This is a genomic window from Cupriavidus sp. 05N38 (assembly GCF_056397345.1).
In genome coordinates, this window is record NZ_JBFTNF010000045.1 from 45,856 (window position 1) to 69,294 (window position 23,439).

Here is a 23,439-nt window from a genome sequence, read left to right on the forward strand (position 1 = left end):
CCTGATCACCTTGCCATTCCTCTCATCCCCGGGCCGGCGCTGAGCCGGCTCGCCAGAAAGCCTTGCCTTGCCTGCTTCCGAAGACATTCCAGACGCGCCGGCCGCCGCCCTGACGCCCGCGCCGAGCGACGCGCACGGCGGTGCCGCCAGCGGCACCGGCGCCGCCGTGCCTGCCGGCAACGCGGCCGCCCAGGCGGCCCAGCTTGCCACCATCTTCGCCAAGACCGGCACGCTGGCGCAGGCCATCGAGGGCTATCGTCCGCGCGATGCGCAGGAGCGCATGGCCGCGGCCGTGGCAGGTGCGATCGAAACCAGCGACACCGTCATCGTCGAGGCCGGCACGGGCACCGGCAAGACCTTTGCCTACCTGGTGCCCGCCATGCTGTGGGGCGGCAAGGTGATCCTTTCGACCGGCACCAAGAACCTGCAGGACCAGCTCTTCCTGCGCGACATTCCCACCGTGCGGCGGGCGCTCAATGTGCCCGTGTCGGTCGCCCTGCTCAAGGGGCGGGCCAACTACCTCTGCCACTACCATCTGGAACGCGCCGAGGCCCAGGGCCGGCTGGCATCGCGCCAGGACGCGGCGTGGCTGCGCGAGATCGCGCGCTTCGCCAAGGTCACCGCTTCGGGCGACAAGGCCGAACTGGCCTCGGTGCCGGAGAATGCGCCGGTCTGGCAGCTCGTCACCTCGACGCGCGACAACTGCCTTGGCACGGAGTGCCCGAACTACAAAGAGTGCTTCGTCATGCGTGCCCGCAAGGAGGCGCAACAGGCGGACATGGTGGTGGTCAACCATCACCTGTTCTTTGCCGATGTGGTGCTGCGCGATACCGGCATGGCCGAGTTGCTGCCGGCGGCCAACACGGTGATCTTCGACGAAGCCCATCAGCTGCCCGAAACCGCCACGCTGTTCTTCGGCGAGAGTCTGTCGACCAGCCAGTTGCTGGAGATCGCGCGCGACACCGTGGCCGAGGGCCTCTCGCACGCGCGGGACGCGGCCGACTGGGTGCGCATTGCCGCGCCGCTGGAGCGCGCCGCGCGCGACCTGCGGCTGGCCTTCACCAAGGACAATGCGCGCCTGGCGGTCAGCCAGATCGAGGCCGACCCCCGCATCAGCAAGCCGTTCTTCGAAACGCTGGACGCGCTGGAAGCCGCGCTGGGGGAATTCGTGGCCTTGCTCGAGAGCCAGGCCGAGCGCGCCGAATCGCTCGAACAGTGCCATCGGCGCGCGGTGGAGCTGGAGCAGCGCCTGGCTGCCTGGCGCAGCGAGGCCAAGGCCGCGCCGAAACCCGCGCCGGCCGGCGACGAGGCTGCAACCGCTGCCGCGCCGGAAGCCGCCTTCGGGCCGGACACGGTGCGCTGGGTGGAGGTGTTCTCCCATACCGTGCAGCTGCACCGCACGCCCTTGTCGATCGCGCCGATCTTCACTCGCCAGCGCGAAGGGCATCCGCGGGCCTGGGTCTTCACCTCGGCTACGCTGTCGGTGAAGGGCAATTTCAGCCATTACGCCGCGCAGCTCGGCCTGGACAAGGACAAATCGCTGACCCTGCCCAGCCCCTTCGACTATGCGGAGCAGGGCCTGCTCTACGTGCCGCGCGATCTCCCGGCGCCGCAGTCGCCGCAGTTCACCGACGCCGTGGTGCAGGCCGCGCTGCCGCTGATCGAGGCGGCCGGAGGGCGGGCCTTCCTGCTCTGTACCACGCTGCGCGCGGTACAGCGTGCTTCGGACCTGCTCTATGACGCCTTCGCCGAGCGTGGCCTCGAACTGCCGCTGCTGGTGCAGGGCCAGGCCAGCCGCACCGAATTGCTCGACCGTTTCCGCGAACTGGGCAATGCCGTGCTGGTTGGCAGCCAGAGTTTCTGGGAGGGGGTGGATGTGCGTGGCGAGGCGCTATCGCTGGTGATCATCGACAAGCTGCCATTTGCGCCACCCGACGATCCGGTGCTGGCCGCGCGCATGGAAGTGCTGCAGAAGAAGGGCCTGAGTCCGTTTGCCGTGCATCAGCTGCCACACGCGGTGATCACGCTGAAGCAGGGCGCGGGGCGCCTGATCCGCTCGGAGACGGATCGCGGCGTGCTGGTGATCTGCGACACGCGGCTGGTGGAGAAGCCCTATGGCCGCCAAATCTGGCAAAGCCTGCCGCCGTTCAAGCGCACGCGCGAGGCCGAGACGGTGATCCATTTCCTGGAAACGCTGCGCAATGGCGGCGAGCCCGCGCAGGCGGTGGAAGACGCGGTCGGCGCCGGTGACGGCGATGCATCACCCGCCGACTGAGGCCGGCGGGGACAACGAAAATAAAAAAGCCCGATCGGAATCGGGCTTTTTTGCGGCCGGGTGGCTGACTTTCAGAACACTTCCCACCAGGACTTGTCCTTGCGGCGCTCGCCGTACTTGATGTAATCGCTGTTCGGGAAGTTCTTTTCCATCACGCGGGCGGTGTCGTCGCGCAGATCCTTCATGCCCAGCGAATCGTACGAGCGGATCATGATGTACAGCGCTTCCTCGTTGGCCGGCGCGCCGTCATAGTCCTTGAGCGCCTGCTGGGCCCGGTTGGCGGCGGCCAGGTAGGCGCCGCGGCGGTAGTAGTAGCGTGCCGCATGGACCTCATGCTGTGCCAGCGAATTCACGATGTACTGCATGCGTGCCGCGGCGTCGGGCGTGTACTTGCTTTCCGGGAAGCGCGAGACCAGTGTGTTGAACGCGTCATACGCGGCGCGCGCGGCCTTCGGGTCGCGCTCGCTGAGATCCTGGCCGGAAAAGCGGCCCAGCCATCCCAGGTTGTCGTTGAAGTTGATCAGGCCCTTGAGGTAGTAGGCGTAATCGATATTCGGGTGGCTCGGGTGCAGCTGGATGAAGCGATCGACCGAAGCCAGTGCCGCGGCGGTCTCGCCATCCTTGTAGTTGGCATAGGCGGTATCGATCTGTGCCTGCTGCGCGAAACGGCCGAACGGGTAGCGGCTTTCGAGCTTTTCGTACAGCTTGACTGCGCGGGTAAAGTCACCTGAATCGAGGGCTTCCTTGGCTTCAGAATATAATTTGTTAGCCGACCAGCCGGCAGTCTCGTCTGGTTGATCCGACAGCAGGCCGCATGCCGACAGCATGACGCAGCCGCCTGCGAGCAGAATCGCTCCAATTCTTGCGCGCCAGCTGGCGCGCTTCATGCTCATCAATTGCATGGGCAACGTATCCCGGATGAAAAATAGCATCAAGCATTATAGCCCAAGCCCCTTGCCCGAAACCGCGGCCAAGGGCCCCACACAGCAAGCCGAGGATCTTGCCGACACCTTGAACGAGGTGGAGGATCTCGAAGACCTGGTCGACGTGGCCGCGCTGGACGGCCTGCCGGCCGGCGCGCAGCTGTCGCCGATCGAGACCGAAATGCAGCCGGTGTCGTTCGATGTCGATAGTGCCTCACATGGAGAGCGCCTCGACAAGCTGCTGGCCCGCCATCTCAGCGGCTTCTCGCGCAGCCGCCTGCAGCAATGGATCGAAGGCGGCTCGGTGCTGGTCAACGGCACCGCGCGCCGTTCGCGCGATGCCGTGCAGATGGGCGAGCGCATCGAGGTCCGGCCCCAGGTCGCGCCCGAATCGCGCGCCTTCGTGCCGGAAGACGTCGAACTGGACGTGGTGTACGAAGACGCCACGCTGCTGGTCATCAACAAGTCCGCCGGCCTGGTTGTCCATCCGGCTGCCRGCAACTGGAGCGGGACCGTGCTCAACGGCCTGCTGCATCGCTATCCCGAGGCGGTGGGACTGCCGCGTGCGGGCATCGTCCACCGGCTCGACAAGGAAACCACGGGGCTGATGGTGGTGGCGCGCACGCTGACCGCGCAGACGGACCTGGTGCGGCAGTTGCAGGCGCGCACCGTCAAGCGCCGCTACCTGGCGCTGGTGTGGGGCACGACGCCCGACTCCGGCACCATCGACGCGCCGATCGGCCGCGATCCGCGCGAGCGCACACGCATGGGCGTGGTATTGACCAACAGCGGCAAGCCTTCGCGCACGCATTTCCGCACGCTGGGCACGGTGCCGCTTGGACGCGGCAATGTCTCCATGGTCATGTGCCAGCTCGAGACCGGACGTACCCACCAGATCCGCGTGCATTTCGAATCCATCGGCCACCCGCTGCTCGGCGACACGGTCTATCACCGCGCCGCCACGCGGCGCGGCCAGCGTCCGGCCATCAAGGCGCCGCTGCCCGTGCCGCTGGGCCGTCAGGCCCTGCACGCATTCCGGCTCGGGCTGGTGCACCCAGTCACGGGCAAGGACATTTCGTGGGAGGCGCCGCCGCCCGACGACCTGCAGGCGCTTATCGACGTCCTCGACTTCGAAGGCGACGATGCCGACGATGAGGACGATGGCTGGGTGGAGGGCGAAGACGGCGTGTGGGTGTACGGCGATGACGACTGACCCCGCCTGGCTGGTGCCTGACTGGCCGGCGCCCGCGCGCGTGCGCGCGCTGTCGACCACGCGCCAGGGTGGCCTGAGCGTCAGCCCCTATGGCCTGGCGGACGGCAGCCAGGGCGGGCTGAACCTGGGCACGCATGTGGGCGACGACCCCGCGGCCGTGGCCGGCAACCGTGCGCGCCTGGCGGCGCGGCTGCCCAGCGCGCCGGCATGGCTGGAGCAGGTGCATGGCTGCGCCGTCGCGAGCGGGGACGAATTCGCCGGCGGCGATGCCGTGGTGCCGAAGGCTGACGCAAGCATCGCCACGACGCCGGGCCGCGTTTGCGCTGTGATGACCGCCGACTGCCTGCCGGTGCTGCTATGCGACCGTGCCGGCACCGTGGTGGGCGCGGCGCATGCCGGCTGGCGCGGGCTGTGCGCGGGCGTGATCGAGGCCACGCTGGCAGGCATGAGCACCCGGGCCGGACCGCAGGCGCGGTGGCTGGCGTGGCTTGGGCCGGCCATCGGGCCGCAAGCGTTCGAGGTGGGGGCGGAAGTGCGCCAGGCTTTCCTGGCCGCGGCACTGCCGCAGGAGATGGCTGCCGTCGAGGCGGCTTTCCGTCCCGGCGCGCCCGGGAAATACTTTGCCGACATCTATGGCCTGGCCCGGACCCGGCTGGCCCGTGCCGGCTGCGCCGACGTGCATGGCGGCGATACCTGCACCGTCACCGACGCGCAGCGCTTCTATTCCTACCGCCGGGACGGCGTCACCGGCCGCATGGCCAGCCTTGTCTGGCTGGCCGCCTGAGGCCTGCCGGGTTTACTCGCGGGCAGCGGGGCGGCCCTCTGCGCTGGCGGGCGGCGCCGCGCCTGCTGCTGCCTCCGCTGCCTCCGCTGCCTCGCCAGCCGGCGGCGTGGGCCGCGCCTGCGCTTGCACTGCCGCCTGCTCTTGTCTCGCTTCTTCGGCCTTGCGCCGCCGCCGGCGGCCCGGCGTGCCCATGATGTACATCAGGATGGCGACCGGCCCCAGGCCGTAAAAGACGAAGGTGGCCACGCCCGCGACCACGGTGTGCTCGGTAATGGCCATCATCAGGACCACATAGATCCAGCCGATTGCAACGATGTACATCAGAACGTCATCCTTCTCGGGCAAGCTCGTCCCTTTGGCCGGTGCGAGCGGCGGGCACGAGGTGCGGGTGGGGCGCGCAGCATGGGCGCCGGGCGCGCAGGGTGCATTTTGCCCGCGGCGCCGGTCCGCGCAATTTTCCGCATTGACAGGCACAACATTGCAAGGCAACAATGGCCTCGAATGTATTGCGAGGCAGGTCAGTTCGCAGGCATTCGCAGGCTTCGCCGGGACCTTTCGGTCGGCGGCGCGGCGTGTCCGGCAAGCATACCGCATGGCGTCACCAGCCGAGGGCGTCAGCGCGGGCCGGTTTCGAGGCTGGCGGCGGGGCAGTCCGCAGTGGCGGCATGCGCCCGGCCAGCCTTCAAATAAGTGACGGCAGAGAGACGAAACATCATGGCAACCGGCAAAGGTGCGGCAGCTTCCGCCAAGGAAGACAAGTCCCAACCGTTTTCATTTGCACCGGGGCCATTCGATCCAGCTGCATGGCTGGCATGGTCCCGTCAGGCACAGGCCAACGGTAACGGCAACGGCGCGGCAATGCCCCAGGGCATGCCCGGCCTGCCTGGATTGGAGGCGCTGGCGGGTTCCGCCCTGGCGGGCGTGAAGTTCGCGCCCGACCAGCTTGCCGACATCCAGCAGCGCTACATGAAGGACTTCAGCGAACTGTGGCGCGGCATGGCCGAGGGGGGCGGCAATCCCTCGACGGCCCTGCGCGACCGCCGTTTCGCCGGCGAGGCCTGGCGCAGCAGCGCGGCCTTCCACTACGCGGCCGCCTTCTACCTCATCAATGCGCGCGCCATGAACGAGTTGGCGGACGCGGTGGAAGCCGACGCCAAGACGCGCCAGCGCATCCGCTTCGCGGTCTCGCAGTGGGTCGACGCCATGTCGCCGGCCAACTTCCTCGCCACCAATCCGGAAGCGCAGAAGCGGCTGATCGAATCGGGCGGGGAATCGCTGCGTGCCGGCGTGCGCAACATGCTCGACGACCTGGGCCGCGGCAAGATCTCGCAGACCGACGAATCCGCTTTCGAAGTGGGCCGCAACGTGGCGGTCACCGAAGGCGCGGTGGTCTACGAGAACGCCTACTTCCAGCTGCTGCAGTACAAGGCCACCACCGACAAGGTGTTTGCCCGTCCGCTGCTGCTGGTGCCGCCCTGCATCAACAAGTACTACATCCTCGATCTGCAGCCGGAAAGCTCGCTGGTGAGCTACATGGTGGCGCAGGGCCATACGGTCTACATGGTGTCCTGGCGCAATCCGGACGCATCGATGGCCGAGCTGGGCTGGGACGACTACATCGAGCACGCGGCCATCCGCGCCATCGACGTCACGCGCGAGATCAGCGGCCAGGACCAGATCAACGTGCTCGGCTTCTGCGTCGGCGGCACCATTGTCGCCACGGCACTGGCGGTGCTGGCCCAGCGCGGCGAGCACCCCGCGGCCAGCCTGACGCTGCTGACGACGCTGCTGGATTTCGCCGATACCGGCGTGCTGGATGTCTTTGTCGACGAGGCGCATGTGGCGCTGCGCGAGGCCACCCTCGGCGGTGCCGCGGGCACGCCCTGCGCGCTGCTGCGCGGGGTGGAGCTGGCCAATACCTTCTCCTTCCTGCGTCCCAACGACCTGGTGTGGAACTACGTCGTCGACAACTACCTCAAGGGCAACACGCCGGTGCCGTTCGACCTGCTGTTCTGGAACGGCGATGCCACCAACCTGCCGGGCCCCTGGTACTGCTGGTACCTGCGCCACACCTACCTGCAGAACGAACTGAAGGTGCCGGGCAAGCTGACCGTGTGCAACGCGCCGGTGGACCTGGGCAGCATCGACGTGCCCACCTATGTCTACGGTTCGCGCGAGGACCACATCGTGCCGTGGACGTCGGCCTATGCCTCGACCGGGCTGCTGGAGAACAAGGTGCGCTTCGTGCTGGGCGCGTCCGGCCATATCGCGGGCGTCATCAATCCGCCGGCCAAGAAGAAGCGCAGCCACTGGACCAATGACAAGGTCGCTGCCTCGGCGCAGGAATGGCTGGCCGATGCCACCGAGCATGCCGGCAGCTGGTGGCCGGACTGGGCGTCCTGGCTGGCCAAGCATGCCGGCGCGCGCAAGGCCGCCCCTGCCGACTACGGCAACAAGGACTATCGCGCCATCGAGCCCGCGCCCGGCCGCTACGTCAAGGCCAAGGCATGAGATTCGTCCGGGCCGGCGCCGTGCGGCGCCGGTCTGATTCACTCATTTCACGCATTTACCTCGAGAGGACCTCCCAATGACTGACATTGTCATCGTATCCGCTGCCCGTACCGCGGTTGGCAAGTTCGGCGGCTCGCTCGCCAAGATCCCCGCGCCGGAGCTGGGCGCCATCGTCATCAAGGCTGCACTCGAGCGCGCTGGCGTCAAGCCCGAGCAGGTCAGCGAAGTGATCATGGGCCAGGTGCTGACCGCCGGCTCCGGCCAGAACCCGGCGCGCCAGGCCGCGATCAAGGCAGGCCTGCCGGTGATGGTGCCGGCCATGACGATCAACAAGGTGTGCGGCTCCGGCCTGAAGGCCGTGATGCTGGCCGCCAACGCCATCGCCGCCGGCGATGCCGAGATCGTGGTGGCGGGCGGCCAGGAAAACATGAGCGCCGCGCCGCACGTGCTGCCGGGCTCGCGCGACGGCTTCCGCATGGGCGATGCCAAGCTGGTCGACACCATGATCGTCGACGGTCTGTGGGATGTCTACAACCAGTACCACATGGGCGTCACCGCCGAGAACGTGGCCAAGGAATACGGCATCACGCGCGAGGCGCAGGACGAGTTCGCGGTCGCTTCGCAGAACAAGGCCGAAGCCGCCCAGAAGGCCGGCCGCTTCGACGAGGAAATCGTCCCGGTGCCGATTCCGCAGCGCAAGGGCGATCCGGTGCAGTTCGCCACCGACGAGTTCGTGCGTCATGGTGTCACGCTGGACGGCCTGTCCGGCCTCAAGCCGGCATTCGACAAGGCCGGCTCGGTCACCGCGGCCAATGCCTCGGGCCTGAACGACGGCGCCGCCGCCGTGGTGGTGATGTCCGCGGCCAAGGCCAAGGAACTCGGCCTGACTCCGCTGGCGACCATCCGCGCCTACGGCACCGCCGGCGTCGATCCGAAGGTGATGGGCATGGGTCCGGTTCCGGCATCCAAGCGCTGCCTGTCGCGCGCCGGCTGGAGCGTGGAAGAACTGGACCTGATGGAGATCAACGAAGCCTTCGCCGCGCAGGCCCTGGCCGTGCACAAGCAGATGGGCTGGGATACCTCCAAGGTGAACGTCAATGGCGGCGCCATCGCCATCGGCCACCCGATCGGTGCGTCGGGCTGCCGCGTGCTGGTCACGCTGCTGCACGAGATGAAGCGCCGCGACGCCAAGAAGGGCCTGGCCTCGCTGTGCATCGGCGGTGGCATGGGCGTGGCGCTCGCGGTGGAGCGCAAGTAAGGAAGCGGACGGCCGGCCCGCGATACGTGGCGGACTGGCCTATCAGAGGGGTGTGCCGGCGGCGCGAAGGCTTTTCCCGCCGCCAGCTTAAATAACAATTAGCCATCAAGGAGTAGATATGACTCAGCGCATTGCATACGTAACGGGTGGCATGGGCGGCATCGGAACCGCCATCTGCCAACGCCTGGCCAAGGAAGGCTTCAAGGTGGTGGCCGGTTGCGGCCCGAACTCGCCGCGCCGCGAGAAGTGGCTCGAGCAGCAGAAGGCTCTGGGCTTCGATTTCGTTGCGTCCGAAGGCAATGTTGCCGACTGGGATTCGACCAAGTCCGCGTTCGACAAGGTCAAGTCCGAAGTGGGCGAAGTCGATATCCTGATCAACAACGCCGGCATCACCCGCGACGTGGTATTCCGCAAGATGACGCGCGCCGACTGGGATGCGGTGATYGACACCAACCTGACCTCGCTGTTCAACGTGACCAAGCAGGTCATCGACGGCATGGCCGACCGCGGTTTCGGCCGCATCGTCAATATCTCGTCGGTCAACGGGCAGAAGGGCCAGTTCGGCCAGACCAACTATTCCACCGCCAAGGCTGGCCTGCATGGCTTCACCATGGCGCTGGCACAGGAAGTGGCGACCAAGGGCGTGACCGTGAACACGGTGTCGCCGGGCTATATCGCCACCGACATGGTCAAGTCGATCCGCCAGGATGTGCTGGACAAGATCGTCGGCACGATTCCCGTCAAGCGCCTCGGCGGCCCGGAGGAGATCGCGTCGATCTGCGCATGGCTGTCCTCGGACGAGTCGGGCTTCGCGACCGGTGCGGACTTCTCGCTGAACGGCGGTCTGCACATGGGTTGAGTCCGGCAGGCCACCTCTTTGTGCGGGGTGGCCTTTCTTGCTCTGCAGGGCCCTCTCAGGAGGGCTCTTTCTTTTGGGGCGAAGGCCGGTTGGCGTAACGCGACCGGCACAGGGCGGGGCGGCCGGATGCCCTCCGGTCGCGGATATTGCATCGCACCGCCCGCACTGCATCAACGCTGCGCTGCAAACGGCGGTCTTTGCCGTCTGACTTCCCGCAATCCGTTGCCCCGTGCGGGTTTTCCTTAAAGGCTCCGGCTTTCAATAGTGCCTTGTTGGGCATAGAATCAGGGCAGCGGCTTGCCCGCACCAAAATAGATCATGCGTTGCAGGTCAAACACGTTGCATCCCCCGCTGCCGGTTCCCATTGCGCACCGCACAGCATGCGGTGCAGCAGCATGCAACAGCGACGATAAAGGATAGAGCACCGATGGCTACCACCAAGAAAGGCGCAGAGCGACTGATCAAGAAGTATCCAAATCGCCGGCTCTACGATACGCAAACCAGTACCTACATCACGCTGGCCGACGTCAAGCAGCTCGTGATGGACACCGAGGATTTCAAGGTGATCGACGCCAAGTCGGGCGACGAACTCACGCGCAGCATCCTGCTGCAGATCATCCTGGAAGAAGAGACCGGCGGGGTACCGATGTTCTCCAGCTCGATGCTCTCGCAGATCATCCGCTACTACGGCCATGCGATGCAGGGCATGATGGGCACCTACCTGGAAAAGAATATCCAGGCCTTCATCGACATCCAGAGCAAGCTGGCCGAGAACTCCAAGGGCCTGTACTCGGGCGAGCCGTTCAGCCCGGACATGTGGTCCCAGTTCATGAACATGCAGGGCCCGATGATGCAGGGGATGATGAGCAACTACATCGAGCAGAGCAAGAACCTGTTCGTGCAGATGCAGGAACAGATGCAGAGCCAGGCCAAGAACATGTTCGGCACGTTCCCGTTCAACCAGCCCGACAAGAAGTAGGGCGGGCGTTCACCGGCTTCCTGCCTGCCCCCTTTCGCCCCCTTTCGCCCCCTTTCGCCCGCTCCCGTTCGCGGGGGCGCGGCGTGCCCGCACGGTGGATACGGCCAGTGCCGCGCCGTGTGGTGGCGTCGTGTTATGGCGTCGACTCCTGATCGCTTTCGCCGCCTGGCTGGCGACTCGATGCCGCTCCCCATGGCCCGTCGCCTGGGGCCCCACGGGCAATCGGTTAAAATCACGCCTATTCGGCTGACGCGCGGAATCCCGCGCCGGCCATCCATCACAAATGTGGCGATTCATTTTGCGGACTCGCCTGCAAAGCCCGAATCGCAATGCCCCCCGAATTCCCAGACATTCGCCACGCGCTTGCCGCCGCGGCCAGGCCCGTTCCAGGCGCCGCTTGCCCGTTCTCCGGTCTTCCGGCTGGGCGCCGGCAGAAGCGCTGCCCAGCGGCGGCGGCTTTCGCATGAGCCGGCTGTTCCTTGCCCCCATGGAAGGGCTGGCGGACTACGTGCTGCGCGACGTGCTGACCGGCACGGGCGGGTACGACGGCTGCGTGTCTGAGTTCGTCCGGGTGACGGGCTCCTTGCTTCCCGATCGCGTCTACGAGCGGGATACCCCCGAGGTTCTCGACGGCGGCCATACACCCGGCGGCACGCCGATGGTGATCCAGCTGCTCGGCAGTGATCCCGAGTGGCTGGCACGCAATGCCGCCCAGGCCGCTACGCTGTCGCCGCATGGTCTTGACCTGAACTTCGGCTGCCCCGCCAAGCTCGTCAACCGGCACGGCGGCGGCGCCATGCTGCTGGCGGATCCGGGGCTGCTGAACCGTATCGTTTCATCGGTGCGCGCCGCGGTGCCCGCCGGCATCGCCGTGACGGCAAAGATGCGGCTGGGCGTGTCTGATACCTCGCTGGCCATCGACTGCGCCACCGCGCTGGCCGAAGGCGGCGCGGCCTCCATCGTCGTGCATGCCAGAACCCGCGATCACGGCTACCGGCCGCCAGCCCACTGGGAGTGGATCGCGCGGATCGATGCCGCGGTGGACGTGCCCGTCATCGCCAACGGCGAGGTCTGGACCGTCGATGACTGGGAGCGCTGCCGGGCCGTGAGCGGCTGCGCCGACGTGATGATCGGCCGGGGCGCCGTGTCCGATCCTTTCCTGGCCCTGCGGATACGCGGACTGATGGAGCGCTCGGCCTGCGCCGAGGAATGGCCGCTCGTGCTCCGCCATATCGCCGACTATCTGAGGAAACTGCAGGACCGCATCGCCTCCTGTCATGAGCACGGGCGCGTCAAGCTGTGGCTCAGCTATCTGAAGCGGACCTGGCCGCAGGCTGCCGAGCTGCACGACGCGATCCGGCGCATGCAGGATTCGCGCGAGGTGCGCGAGGTCATCGAGAGCGCCATGGCGCTCTCGCCGGCGGCGTTATCCGCGCGGGCGTGAGATCGGTGACACCTGCGGAACACACCGAGCCGCCGCGCTGACGCGCCGCGCGGCTCCGGCAGCCGGCAGCCGGCGAGCAACGGGTACCTTAAGCCTCAAGGACCTGCACGCCAGGCGCGGATGTGCGGCGCCAGTCGCCGGCAAACGTTGCCGAACGGTTAAAATGCGCGATTGGCTTCGTACCGCCCGGCGGCCATGTCCCGCCCGGCACGCCCCACATTTGGAAGTAACCGTGAAAAACCCTGCAGAATCAACGACTAACAAAGACCGTATTCCAAATGTGGGATTCGTCAGCCTCGGCTGCCCGAAGGCCCTGGTCGACTCCGAACAGATCATCACCCAGCTGCGCGCCGAAGGCTATGCCATCAGCGGCACCTACGACGGTGCCGACCTGGTGGTGGTCAACACCTGCGGCTTTATCGACGAAGCGGTGCAGGAAAGCCTGGACGCGATCGGCGAGGCGCTGAGCGAGAACGGCAAGGTCATCGTGACCGGCTGCCTGGGCGCCAAGAAGAACGCCAAGGGCGAGGACATCATCACCTCGGTGCACCCCAAGGTGCTGGCCGTGACCGGCCCGCACGCGCTGGGCGAAGTGATGCAGGCGGTGCACACGCACCTGCCCAAGCCGCACGATCCGTTTACCGACCTGGTGCCGCCCGCGGGCATCAAGCTCACGCCCAAGCATTACGCCTACCTGAAGATCTCCGAAGGCTGCAACCACCGCTGCTCGTTCTGCATCATCCCGTCGATGCGCGGCGACCTGGTCTCGCGCCCGGTGGCGGAAGTCATGCTGGAGGCGGAAAACCTGTTCAAGTCGGGCGTGAAGGAACTGCTGGTGATTTCGCAGGACACCAGCGCCTACGGCGTGGACGTGAAGTACCGCACCGGCTTCTGGGACGGCCGTCCGCTCAAGACCCGCATGACCGAACTGGTGGCGGCGCTGGGCGAGCTGGCCAGCCAGTACGGCGCTTGGGTGCGCCTGCACTATGTGTACCCGTACCCGCACGTGGACGAGATCATCCCGCTGATGTCGCAGGGCCATGTGCTGCCTTACCTGGACGTGCCGCTGCAGCATGCGCACCCGGACGTGCTCAAGCGCATGAAGCGCCCGGCCAATGCCGAGAAGACCATGGACCGCATCCGCGCCTGGCGCGCGATCTGTCCCGAGCTGACCATCCGCAGCACGTTCATTGCCGGTTTTCCCGGCGAGACGGAAGAAGAGTTCCAGACGCTGCTCGACTTCATCGCCGAGGCCGAGCTGGACCGCGTGGGCTGCTTTGCCTACTCGCCGGTGGATGGCGCCACCGCCAACGACCTGCCGGGCGCCTTGCCCGACGAAGTGCGCGAGGAACGGCGCGCCCGCTTCATGGAAGTGGCCGAGGAGGTCTCCGCGCGCCGCCTGCAGCGCAAGGTGGGCCAGACTCTGCGGGTGCTGGTGGACGAGATCAACCAGGACGGCGGTATCGGCCGCTCCGCCGCGGATGCGCCGGAAATCGACGGCCTGGTCTATATCGACCCGCCCGCCGGCGCCGCGCGGCGCTACAGGGTCGGCGAGTTCGTCGAGGTGAAGATCACCGGCGCCGACGGTCACGACCTGTGGGGCGAAGTCTGACCGGATTCCGGCGGCCAAGCCTGGATAGGTAAAAGTACGATCGTTCGCTTTCCCCGGCGCGCCGCTATACTGTGCGCTGCAACATCAGCCCAGGAGACACAAGATGACACGTGAAGTGGTGGTGGTGAGCGGCGTGCGGACCGCGATCGGTACCTTCGGCGGCAGCCTGAAGGACTTTTCCCCGACCCAGATGGGCGCCATGGTCGTGCGCGAGGCACTGTCCCGCGCGCAGGTCGGCGGCGACGAGGTCGGCCATGTGGTGTTCGGCAATGTCATCCAGACCGAGCCCCGGGACATGTACCTGGGCCGGGTGGCGGCAGTGGAGGGTGGCGTCAGCACCGACGCGCCGGCGCTGACCGTCAACCGCTTGTGCGGCTCCGGCCTGCAGGCCATCGTCAGCGCTGCGCAAACCATCATGCTGGGCGATGCCGACGTGGCCATCGGCGGCGGCGCCGAGAGCATGAGCCGCGCGCCGTACCTGGCGCAGTCGGCCCGCTGGGGCGCGCGCATGGGCGACGCCAAGCTGCTCGACATGATGCTGGGCGCGCTGCATGACCCGTTCCACGGCATCCACATGGGCGTGACCGCCGAGAACGTGGCCAAGGAATACGACATCGGCCGCAGCCAGCAGGACGAGACCGCGCTGGAATCGCACCGCCGCGCTTCGGCGGCCATCCGCGCCGGCTATTTCAAGGACCAGATCCTGCCGGTCACGCTGAAGTCCCGCAAGGGCGACGTGACCTTCGACACCGACGAGCATGTCCGCCACGACGCCACCATCGACGACATGACCAAGCTCAAGCCGGTCTTCGTCAAGGAAAACGGTACGGTGACCGCGGGCAATGCCTCGGGCCTGAACGACGCCGCCGCGGCCGTGGTGCTGATGGAGCGCGGCGTTGCCGAAAAACGTGGCCTCAAGCCGCTGGCGCGCCTGGTTTCGTATGCGCATGCCGGTGTCGACCCGAAGACCATGGGTATCGGCCCGGTGCCGGCCACCAGGAAGGCGCTGGAGCGTGCCGGCCTGAGCGTGGCCGACCTCGACGTTATCGAAGCCAATGAAGCCTTCGCCGCGCAGGCCTGCGCCGTCAGCAAGGCGCTCGGCCTCGATCCGGCCAAGGTCAACCCGAACGGCTCCGGCATCTCGCTTGGCCACCCGATCGGCGCCACCGGCGCCCTGATCACCGTCAAGGCACTGTACGAGCTACAGCGCGTGCAGGGCCGCTATGCACTGGTGACCATGTGCATCGGCGGCGGCCAGGGCATCGCGGCCATCTTCGAGCGCATCTGAGGCTGACTTGCGGCGCCTAGCGAATCTCCTGTCCTTGCCGGCGCCGGCCCGGCTGCTCGCGGCCGGCCTGGCCACGGCAGCGCTGTGCGGCGCTGCGCTGGCCGCCGGCGGCACCGAGTTGTCCACCAGCACCGCCGGCGCGGCCGACGGCGCCAGCCAGGGCTTCGGCATCAACCAGGCGATCCGCGAAGGCGAGACCAGGCGGGGCACGCAGCTCTCCACGGGCGCCGCGCCCAGGCCCCTGTCGCCGCGTCCCGAATACGCGTCGCTGCCGGTCTACGTAGGCACGCTGGGCGACCAGCCGGTGCGCCTGCGGCTCGGGCCCAAGTCCGACGAGCGCGACAGCGTGCATGGCGAATACAGCGTGGGCCGCGGCGGCGGCGTGCGCCTGCTCGCCGGCGAGTACGAGAACGGGGCCTTCCTGATGGAAGAGTCCAGCGACGGCACCCGCGTCACCGGCAACTGGGAAGGCGCCATCGACGGCGCTGGCGTCGTCCGCGGCAACTGGACCGATCCGGCCAACCCGGCCATCAATCTGCCCTTCATGATCCGGCCGCTCGGCACGCTGGTGATCCCGCCGTTCGACATGACGCCCAACAGCGGCGTCACTTACGCGCCGCCGCCGCCAAAATCGTCGATCTCGGGCTGGTAAGCCCAAGGCAGGACGGCAAGGGGCGGACAGCAAAGGGACCGGCAAGGCGCTTCAGGCCAACGCATGCCCGAATGCTGGTAAGCTCGAAGGCTCATCGAGTCACTGYCAGACAAGGAACCATCGTGTCCGATCGCAAGCCGCCCGAGCCGTCCGGCTCCCATTCCGCCTTCCTGCAAACCGTGGCCGTCCAGCCGGAGCTGGATATCGCGCCCGGCTTTGCTTCGTTCTCGCCGCCCACGCACCGCGGCTCCACCGTGGTGTTCCGCAACCTGGCGGAACTGCGCGCGCACGGCGACGGCGCCACCACCTACTGGCGCTACGGCCTGCACGCCACGCCGACCAGCGAAGCACTCTGCCAGCATCTCGCACTGATCGAAGGCGCGCGTCATACGCTGCTGCTGCCGTCTGGCCTGGCAGCCATCTCGCAGGTGTATTTCGCGCTGGTCAAGTCGGGCGACGACGTGCTGGTCCCCGACAACGTCTACGGCCCCAACCGCGAGCACGGCGAATGGCTGGCGCGCGATTACGGCGTGTCGGTGCGCTACTACGATCCGATGATCGGCGCCGGCATCGCGGGCCTGATCCGCCCGAACACGAAACTGATCTGGATGGAGTCGCCGGGTTCGGTGACCATGGAAATTCCCGACACCCAGGCCATCGTCGCTGCCGCGCGGGCGCGCGGCGTGATCACGGCCATCGACAATACCTGGTCGGCGGGCGTCTATTTCCGGCCCTTCGACAAGGGCATCGACATCTCGGTGCAGGCCCTGACCAAGTACCAGTCGGGCGGCGGCGACGTGCTGATGGGCGCGGTGCTGACCTGCGACGACAAGCTCCACGACCGTATCAGGCGCACCCGCATGCTGATGGGCTGGGGCGTGTCCGCCGACGACTGCTATCTGGTGCTGCGCTCGCTGCCGAGCATGCCAGTGCGGCTGGCCGCGCACGACCGCGCCGCGCGCGAAGTGGCCGAATGGCTGTGCCAGCGTCCGGAAGTGGCCAGGGTGCTGCACCCGGCGCTGCCCGATTGCCCCGGCCACGAGGTGTGGCGGCGCGATTTCACCGGCGCCACGGGGCTGTTCTCGATCGTGCTGCGCGACCGCTATACGCGCGCGCAGGTCGATGCCTTCGTCGAGGCGCTGCGCCTGTTCGCGATCGGCTGGTCCTGGGGCGGGGCGCACAGCCTGGCGGTGCCGTACCACGTGCAGACCATGCGGCCGGCGGGCAGCTGGCCCCCCGCCGGCTGGGAGCACGCGGGTGAACTGGTGCGCCTGTATATCGGGCTGGAGGACACCCGTGACCTGATCGCCGACCTGCGCGCGGCCATGGAAGCGAAGCTGGTGGCCTGAGCAGGCCGGCCCCCCCCCCGGAACAGAGAACGGCCCCGTCTTCGCCAGACGGGGCCGTTCTCTTTTGCGGCAGGCCCGGAGGGTCAGAACTGCACGCTGGCATTGGCCAGGAAGGTGCGCGATGCGCCTGGCAGCACGAAGCCGTCGTAGGTGGTGGTCCAGAAGCGCTTGTCGGCCAGGTTGGTGACCGCGGCGCGCAGCGTGACGGCCTTGCCGGCGACCTTGGTCAGGTAGCGGGCGCCGAGGTCCACCGTGGTGTACGAGGGCACCTTCTGCGTGTTGGCCGAGTTCACGTACATGTCGCCGGTGATCTTGGCGCCGGCCGACAGCGTCAGGCCGCGCAGGAACGGGGTGTCGTACTCGATGCGGGCGGTGGCGATGTATTGCGGCGTGGCGAACACGCGATTGCCGTTGACGGCCGGATCATCCACGCCGGTCGCCTTGGCGTTGAGCCACATCACGCCGCCCAGCAGGCGGAAATCGCGCGCGAAGCGCACCCAGCCGCTGGTATCCAGGCCGGTGAAGCGCTGCGTGCCGTCCTGCACGAACACGTTCGACGTATTGGTGTATTCGTAGCCACGGTCCACGCGGAACAGGGCCACGCTGGCGCCCCAGTCGCGGCGCTCGGTCTTGAAGCCAAGCTCGTACTGCTTGCTCTTGAGCGGGCCGTAGACCTGCGGGTAGTTGGCGTTGGTGATGCTGGCCGAGCCGCCTTGCTCGAGCGCCTGCACGTAGCTGAAGTACACGGTCGAGAAGTCGTCCGTCTTGTACATCAGCGCCACGGTCGGCGAGACCGGGCTGGCCTTGTAGCGCGAGGTGGTCTGCGCCGAGGTGTCGTAGTTGCTCTGGGCGAAGTCCGTATAGCGCAGGCCGGCCAGCACCGAGAAGCGCTGGGTGAACTGGATGGTGTCGCTCAGGTACAGCGACTTCTGCGTGATCTTGTAGTCGCGGTAGGGCATGTAGTCCGTTCCCACGCCTGGCTGCTCGGGCAGCAGCACCGGGTTGTACAGGTTGCTCTGGCCCAGGTAGATGCCGTTGCCGCCGATGCCCGAGTCCAGTTCGCGCACCTGCGTCTGGTAGCCCACGCCCGCCACCACTTCATGCTTGATGCCGCCGGTGTCGAACTTGCCCTGCACCATGGCATCGTAGGCCTGGTAGTAGTAGGCCGTCTTCCATTTGTACTGCGTGTCGGCGAAGTTGCCCGCCGCGTCCTCGACAAACAGGAAGCTGTCCGCGTTCAGGCGGTTCTGGCGCACGAAGCGGTACTTGAAGCTGGCCTTCCATGCGTCATCGATGCGGTAGTCGAGGCCCGTGCCGACGGTCGTCATGTCGGTCTCGTGCGTCGAGTACGGCTGCGCCAGGTTGCGCGCCACCTTGCTGGCGCTGGGCACGGACACGTCCGAGGCAAACGACATGCCGAAGATCGTGCCGCTGGTCTTGCGCTTCCAGTACATGACGTCGGCCGACCAGGTCAGGTCAGGCGTGATGCGGAAGTCCGTGGCCAGCGAGAACACCTGCCGGCGCACATGCACGTTCGGGTCGACCGAGTTGCCGTCCTCGTTGACGGCATTGATGCGGTAGCCGAACCGGTCGTCCACGCCGAAGCGCCCGCCCACGTCCAGTTTTTCGCTCCAGATGTTGTTGGCCTGGTAGCCGAAGGTGAACTGGCGATAGGGCGTGTCGGTCGGGCGCTTGACCACGTAGTTGATGATGCCGCCCGGCGAACCGAAGCCGTACATGAAGCCGGACAGGCCCTTGAGCAGTTCCACCTGTTCGAACGGCTCCAGCGGGATGTCGGTATCCCAGGCGACGAAGTTCTGGCCGTCGACCTTGGTGCCGTTGAGCGGGTCCACGCGCATGCCGCGCACCGCGAAGTACGAGTTCTCCGTGCGGGTGTTGTCGCCGAGGATGGACACGGACGGGTCGTACTTGAAGACATCGTTGGCGGTCAGCGCCATGCGGTCCTGGATCTCCTCGCTGGTCACGCCCACCACGGAGAACGGCGTGTCGACCGGCTTGCGGTCGCCCAGCGCGCCACCGCTGACGCGCTCTACCTTGACCGGGTCGGTGCTGCGCGCGGCAGTGACGGTGGCGGTCGGCAGGGTGGTGTCGGCGGATGCCGCGGTCTGCGCCTGGGCAAGGGCCGGCAGCGCGCCGAAGGCGAGGGTCAGGCCCAGCACTGCGCTCGCGATGGGCGAGAGGCGAAGCGCGGGCGCGCATGCGGCGGCGCACCCTTGCGAAGGGTGGAGGTTAGACATGGAGGGTGAATCCTAGGAAGGTTAAGGTGGGCCTGCCTGCGGACAGGCCCGGACGGTTATGGCGAAAAGCCTGGAAAGGGGCTGTGCGGCGCCCGGCCCCGGGTCAGGAAGGCTCGGCTACCGAGGCCGGCACCTTGGCCGCCGCGGGGTCGCCGCGCGCGGGCAGCGCCCAGACCGAATGGGGCGGTCCGTTGCGGGCGCGGCGGCGCGTGACCAGGGCCAGCACGGCAAAGCCGCAGGCCAGCGCCAGCGCGCCGAGGTCGAAGCCGGCCACGGCCCAGTGGCCTGCCAGCGCGGCGGTCCAGAGGTAGTCGCCCGTTACCAGCGCGTTGACCACCGGCACCAGCAGCGCGCCGGCGGCGGCGACCCACAGCAATTCGATGGCGGCCCGCGCCGGGGCACGCAGCAGCGCCCACGCCAGGGCGACGAAGAAGACCGGGAAGTAGCTCCAGCCGGCGGTGCGTCCGGGCCAGATCAGGGCGCCGCAGAAGGCCGCGGCCACGCCGATGCAGCATCCGATGCACACGCCCACGGTGGCCTGCGCCAGCAGGCGGTGCACGCGCGGCTGATCTGCCTTGCGGGTCTTGCGGCGCGACTCGATCCACAGCAGGTTGCCGGAATAGAACAGGAAGGCGCCGGCCAGGCCGGCCAGCAGGTAGACCAGGCGCAGCGCGAGGTCGCCATAGGTGCCGAAATGCAGGGCGTAGATGGTGCTGTAGATGGCGTGGTTGCCGTCGCGCCCGCCGGGTGTCTGGTTGGCCAGCACCTTGCCGCTGTCGTCGCGGCCGGCGGCGGCATGTACCGAGACCGAGCCATAGTTGCCGAGCGCGCGCGTGGTATCGCCGCGGATCTCGATCAAGGCATTGGCGTCGCCGTAGTGCTGGTAGCGCAGCGACAGCGGGGTGAAACGCTCGCCCGCGCGTTCGCGCGCGGCGGCCATCAGCGTGGCCGCCGGCAGCATCTGCGCCGGCTGCCCCGCTGCCTTCAGTTCGGGCGAGGCGGTGGTCATGCGCGGCAGGGCTTCGAACAGCTTGCCGTCGAAGGCCAGCACGTTGAAGACCATGACCAGCACCATCGCCAGGCACAGCACGGCGCCGGTGATGGCGAACACCAGGTGGAAGGGCAGGCTGAACAGGCCGACCACGTTGTGCGCATCCATCCAGAAGCGCTTGAGGTTGCGGCCCGGCCGGATCGCGAACAGGTCCGGCTTCAGGCGCGGCAGGTGCAGCAGCACGCCCGACACCAGCGCCAGGCCGTACAGCACCGAAATCGCGCCCATGAAGTAGTTGCCCGCCACGGGCACGCCCAGCGTGTAGTGCAGGCTGTTGAGGAAGGCGGCCAGTTCGCCCTGGCTCGCGTCGAGCGAAGTGTCCCTGGGCGTGTTCCTGCCGGCTTCAAGCTTGGCCGAGCTGCTGGTCTGCCACTCGCCGTCCTTGTCCTGCCAGTAGGCGGTGAACTCCGGCTCGTGCACGGTCGGCAGCGTGACGTAGGCGCTGTCGGCGCTTTTCGGGTGCGCCGCCACCAGCTCACGCATGAAGCGGTCGAGGGCGGCCGGGTCGCTCTCCTGCGCCACCGGGCGGTCGGCCACGGAGCGGTGCGGCGACTGCCAGGTATGCAGTTCTTCGTGGAAGACGGTGATGGCGCCGGCGAAGAAGGCGATGAAGAGGGCCCAGCCGGCCATCAGGCCGACCCAGGTATGCAGGGTCTGGTAAAGGCGCAGCGTTGCAGCTTTCATGTGTTGGTCCCGATGCCCCGTGTCATGCCGCGCCGGCGGCCAGCAGGCGCCAGGCCCACAGCGCGCCGAAGGCGGCTGCGTTGCCCGCCGCCAGCCACAGCCAGGCGGCGCGGCTGCTGCGGAACAGCAGCGCGGCACTGATGATGACCACCCACAACGGCAGGCAGGCCAGCAGGGCGCCTATGGCGCCGCTCTCCCAGCCGCCCGGCAGCCAGATCACGGACAGCGCGCACAATGCGACGGAAAGGGGCAGGCCAAGCAGGGTGCCGGCCAGCCATTTCGTACCCATGCCCGGCTGGGGCTTGCGCGGGGTGCGCACGGTTGCCGCGGTCATCGGGTCACCCCATGCTGGCGCCGGCGGCGGGCATCGAGATAGGCGCCCGTGAATGGCCACAGCGAGAGGCCGGTGCCGACCGTGGCCAGCGTGGCCGCGATGGCGCTGGGCCAGCCTTGCAACGTGCTCCACGCCCATGCGGAGACCGCGATGGCCAGCGTCGCCGTCCAGCAGAGCCATGTGCCGCGGCTACGCGCCGCGCCTGCCGCGAACGAGGACAGGAGGCGCTGGTTGGGCGAGGCAAGATAGAAGCAGCAGGCGCCGCCCAACCCTAGCAGCGCGGCAAGCACTTGCATGACAGGTTCATAGCATTTAAGTAAAGGCAAATGATAATGATTCCGATTTAAACTTGCAAGCGCTGCGCATGTGATGCTGCCGGCCGCGCGCGCTGGCGCTACCGGTTCAGGCTGGTACGGGGGGTGGGATACGGGGGGTGCGGGAGGATGCGGGAGGCGAACCCCCGGCATGGCGCCGGGGTGCCGCGGCCGAAGGCCCGGGGGGCCAGGGCCTGGAGGCCGGATGCGGGCGGAACGCCCGGCCGGTCAGCGCGGGAACAGTTGCAGCAGGCCGTCCAGGCCGACATGGTTGAACGCCACGCTGGCCTGCGCGCGCACCACGGGCTTGGCGCGGAAGGCCACCGACAGGCCGGCCACGGCCATCATCTTCAGGTCGTTCGAGCCGTCGCCCATGACGATGGCTTGCGCGGGTTCGGCGCCGATCTGCTCGCAGACCTCGCGCACCGTGCGCGCCTTGACGTCGGCGTTGACGATCTCGCCCAGCACMTGGCCCGTCAGCTTGCCGTTGACGATCTCGAGCGTATTGGCGCGGGTGACGTCGAGCTTGAGGCGGGCTTTGAGCTTCTCCGTGAAATGCACGAAGCCACCCGACACCAGCAGCGTGCGCAGACCCAGCGCCTGCACGGTCTGCAGCATGTTTTCCGCACCCGGCGACAGGCGCAGCCGCTCTTCATAGACGCGGTCCAGCACGCTGGCGTCGAGTCCCTTGAGCAGCGCCACGCGGCGGCGCAGGCTCTCGTTGAAGTCCGTGATCTCGCCGCGCATGGCGGCCTCGGTGATGGCGGAGACTTCGGCCTTGAGGCCGCAGAAATCGGCGATTTCGTCGATGCACTCGATGGTGATCAGCGTGGAGTCCATGTCCATCGCCACTAGGCGGAAGTCCGACAGCCTGCGGCCGGCCGGCACCATGGCCCAGTCGATCGCGCGCGGGCCGCAGTAGGCATCCAGGGCCTCGCGCAGGGCGGGGGTGAGCGGGGCGCAGTCGTCGGCGGCGGCGACGAACTCCGTGCGCGCAGCCAGTTGCGGCGCCTGGGCCAGGGAACGCAGCGCGTCGAGATCGGCGGCGCCGATCGGCGCGAGACTTTGAAGAATCAGGGGCATGGCGTGGATGCGGGCGCGCGGCGCGCGCCCGGTGGCGTTGGGTCCGGAAATGCAGGCCGCCTCGGCGGCCAGGACCCGTATTGTAGACGCCCGCGCGCCCCGGGGGCGCCTGGCGCCGCCCGGGGCTCGCGCCAATGCCTCAGCGCTGCGCCATCGTCATGTAGTCGAGCGTCAGGTTCGACAGCGCGCGCACGCCGTTGACCAGCGCCGGTTCGTCCACATAGAACTCGGGCGAGTGGTTGGAGGCCGCCTTGGTCACATCGGTGCCCTTCGGCGTGACGCCGAGGTTGAAGAACAGGCCCGGCACCTTTTCCTGGTAGAAGGAGAAATCCTCGGAGGCGGTGGCCTTGGGCGCGATCATCCAGTTGCCGTCGCCGGCCACGCGCTTGAGCGTGGGCGCCATCTTGTCGGTCAGCGCGGGCTGGTTGACGGTGGCGTTGTAGAGCTCCACCACCTTGAAGGTGGCTTCGGCGCCGGCGCTGGTGGCGATGGCCTCGGTGGTGCGCTTCATGCGGGCATGGATGTCTTTCTTCATGCCTTCGTCATAGGTGCGCACCGTGCCCATCAT

At 67.7% G+C, this 23,439-nt stretch carries 20 protein-coding genes; 12 read left to right on the forward strand and 8 right to left on the reverse strand.

Translation table 11 applies throughout. The annotated features are described in order from the left end of the window. Positions 1 to 67 precede the first annotated feature (67 nt). Entirely contained in the window at positions 68 to 2,275 is a 2,208-nt protein-coding gene (locus AC1DK4_RS27525) for a DNA repair helicase YoaA (protein ID WP_441616043.1), read from the forward strand. Positions 2,276 to 2,346: 71 nt separating this feature from the next. Here AC1DK4_RS27525 and AC1DK4_RS27530 read toward each other — a convergent pair whose 3' ends face one another. Continuing rightward, positions 2,347 to 3,177, reverse strand: a complete 831-nt coding sequence (locus tag AC1DK4_RS27530; protein WP_441616041.1) for an outer membrane protein assembly factor BamD — start codon at positions 3,175 to 3,177, stop codon at positions 2,347 to 2,349. Between the two features lie 16 nt (positions 3,178 to 3,193). Here AC1DK4_RS27530 and AC1DK4_RS27535 point away from each other — a divergent pair, with 16 nt between their 5' ends. Further along, positions 3,194 to 4,411 (forward strand): RluA family pseudouridine synthase, encoded by a 1,218-nt coding sequence (locus AC1DK4_RS27535; RefSeq protein ID WP_477131903.1) that lies wholly within the window; start codon positions 3,194 to 3,196, stop codon positions 4,409 to 4,411. Continuing rightward, positions 4,401 to 5,195, forward strand: a complete 795-nt coding sequence (gene pgeF / locus AC1DK4_RS27540; RefSeq protein ID WP_441616038.1) for a peptidoglycan editing factor PgeF — start codon at positions 4,401 to 4,403, stop codon at positions 5,193 to 5,195. The genes AC1DK4_RS27535 and pgeF overlap by 11 nt, the downstream gene beginning before the upstream one ends. 12 nt (positions 5,196 to 5,207) lie before the next feature. Here pgeF and AC1DK4_RS27545 read toward each other — a convergent pair whose 3' ends face one another. Then, positions 5,208 to 5,516: a hypothetical protein gene (locus AC1DK4_RS27545; protein WP_441616036.1), complete on the reverse strand. Its 309-nt coding sequence runs from the start codon at positions 5,514 to 5,516 to the stop codon at positions 5,208 to 5,210. Positions 5,517 to 5,909: 393 nt separating this feature from the next. On the opposite strand from AC1DK4_RS27545, the gene phaC reads away from it, so the two are divergent. The 9 genes from phaC to AC1DK4_RS27590 all read left to right on the forward strand — a co-directional run bounded on the left by phaC (position 5,910) and on the right by AC1DK4_RS27590 (position 17,147). Next, positions 5,910 to 7,706: a class I poly(R)-hydroxyalkanoic acid synthase gene (gene phaC / locus AC1DK4_RS27550; RefSeq protein WP_441616034.1), complete on the forward strand. Its 1,797-nt coding sequence runs from the start codon at positions 5,910 to 5,912 to the stop codon at positions 7,704 to 7,706. Positions 7,707 to 7,782: 76 nt separating this feature from the next. Beyond that, entirely contained in the window at positions 7,783 to 8,964 is a 1,182-nt protein-coding gene (locus AC1DK4_RS27555) for an acetyl-CoA C-acetyltransferase (protein WP_441616032.1), read from the forward strand. A gap of 118 nt (positions 8,965 to 9,082) precedes the next feature. Beyond that, positions 9,083 to 9,823, forward strand: a complete 741-nt coding sequence (locus AC1DK4_RS27560; RefSeq protein WP_441616030.1) for a 3-ketoacyl-ACP reductase — start codon at positions 9,083 to 9,085, stop codon at positions 9,821 to 9,823. Positions 9,824 to 10,250: 427 nt separating this feature from the next. Beyond that, a complete protein-coding gene (gene phaR / locus AC1DK4_RS27565; RefSeq protein WP_006155938.1) occupies positions 10,251 to 10,802 on the forward strand; it encodes a polyhydroxyalkanoate synthesis repressor PhaR in 552 nt (183 codons plus the stop codon). A 463-nt stretch (positions 10,803 to 11,265) separates the two neighbouring features. Then, complete coding sequence (locus tag AC1DK4_RS27570) at positions 11,266 to 12,246, forward strand: tRNA dihydrouridine synthase (protein ID WP_441616027.1); 981 nt, start codon at positions 11,266 to 11,268, stop codon at positions 12,244 to 12,246. Positions 12,247 to 12,478: 232 nt separating this feature from the next. Further along, complete coding sequence (gene rimO, locus AC1DK4_RS27575) at positions 12,479 to 13,858, forward strand: 30S ribosomal protein S12 methylthiotransferase RimO (RefSeq protein WP_441616025.1); 1,380 nt, start codon at positions 12,479 to 12,481, stop codon at positions 13,856 to 13,858. Positions 13,859 to 13,961: 103 nt separating this feature from the next. Continuing rightward, positions 13,962 to 15,146, forward strand: coding sequence for a beta-ketothiolase BktB (gene bktB / locus AC1DK4_RS27580; protein WP_441616023.1), 1,185 nt, complete (start codon positions 13,962 to 13,964; stop codon positions 15,144 to 15,146). A 34-nt stretch (positions 15,147 to 15,180) separates the two neighbouring features. Further along, positions 15,181 to 15,798 carry a hypothetical protein gene (locus AC1DK4_RS27585; protein WP_441616504.1) on the forward strand — a complete coding sequence of 206 codons (618 nt, stop codon included), beginning with the start codon at positions 15,181 to 15,183 and terminating at the stop codon, positions 15,796 to 15,798. Positions 15,799 to 15,920: 122 nt separating this feature from the next. After that, complete coding sequence (locus AC1DK4_RS27590) at positions 15,921 to 17,147, forward strand: cystathionine beta-lyase (protein WP_441616021.1); 1,227 nt, start codon at positions 15,921 to 15,923, stop codon at positions 17,145 to 17,147. A gap of 83 nt (positions 17,148 to 17,230) precedes the next feature. Here AC1DK4_RS27590 and AC1DK4_RS27595 read toward each other — a convergent pair whose 3' ends face one another. The 6 genes from AC1DK4_RS27595 to AC1DK4_RS27620 all read right to left on the reverse strand — a co-directional run. Further along, positions 17,231 to 19,405, reverse strand: coding sequence for a TonB-dependent siderophore receptor (locus AC1DK4_RS27595; protein WP_441616019.1), 2,175 nt, complete (start codon positions 19,403 to 19,405; stop codon positions 17,231 to 17,233). Positions 19,406 to 19,508: 103 nt separating this feature from the next. After that, entirely contained in the window at positions 19,509 to 21,140 is a 1,632-nt protein-coding gene (locus tag AC1DK4_RS27600; protein WP_441616017.1) for a PepSY-associated TM helix domain-containing protein, read from the reverse strand. A 22-nt stretch (positions 21,141 to 21,162) separates the two neighbouring features. Continuing rightward, positions 21,163 to 21,474: a hypothetical protein gene (locus tag AC1DK4_RS27605; protein ID WP_441616015.1), complete on the reverse strand. Its 312-nt coding sequence runs from the start codon at positions 21,472 to 21,474 to the stop codon at positions 21,163 to 21,165. Further along, complete coding sequence (locus tag AC1DK4_RS27610; RefSeq protein ID WP_441616013.1) at positions 21,471 to 21,770, reverse strand: hypothetical protein; 300 nt, start codon at positions 21,768 to 21,770, stop codon at positions 21,471 to 21,473. Before AC1DK4_RS27610 ends, AC1DK4_RS27605 begins: the two co-directional genes overlap by 4 nt. Positions 21,771 to 22,016: 246 nt before the next feature. Next, positions 22,017 to 22,871 carry a phosphoserine phosphatase SerB gene (gene serB / locus AC1DK4_RS27615; RefSeq protein ID WP_477131904.1) on the reverse strand — a complete coding sequence of 285 codons (855 nt, stop codon included), beginning with the start codon at positions 22,869 to 22,871 and terminating at the stop codon, positions 22,017 to 22,019. A 139-nt stretch (positions 22,872 to 23,010) separates the two neighbouring features. After that, a partial coding sequence (locus AC1DK4_RS27620) for a M20/M25/M40 family metallo-hydrolase (RefSeq protein WP_477131905.1) occupies positions 23,011 to 23,439 on the reverse strand: 429 nt, incomplete at its 5' end.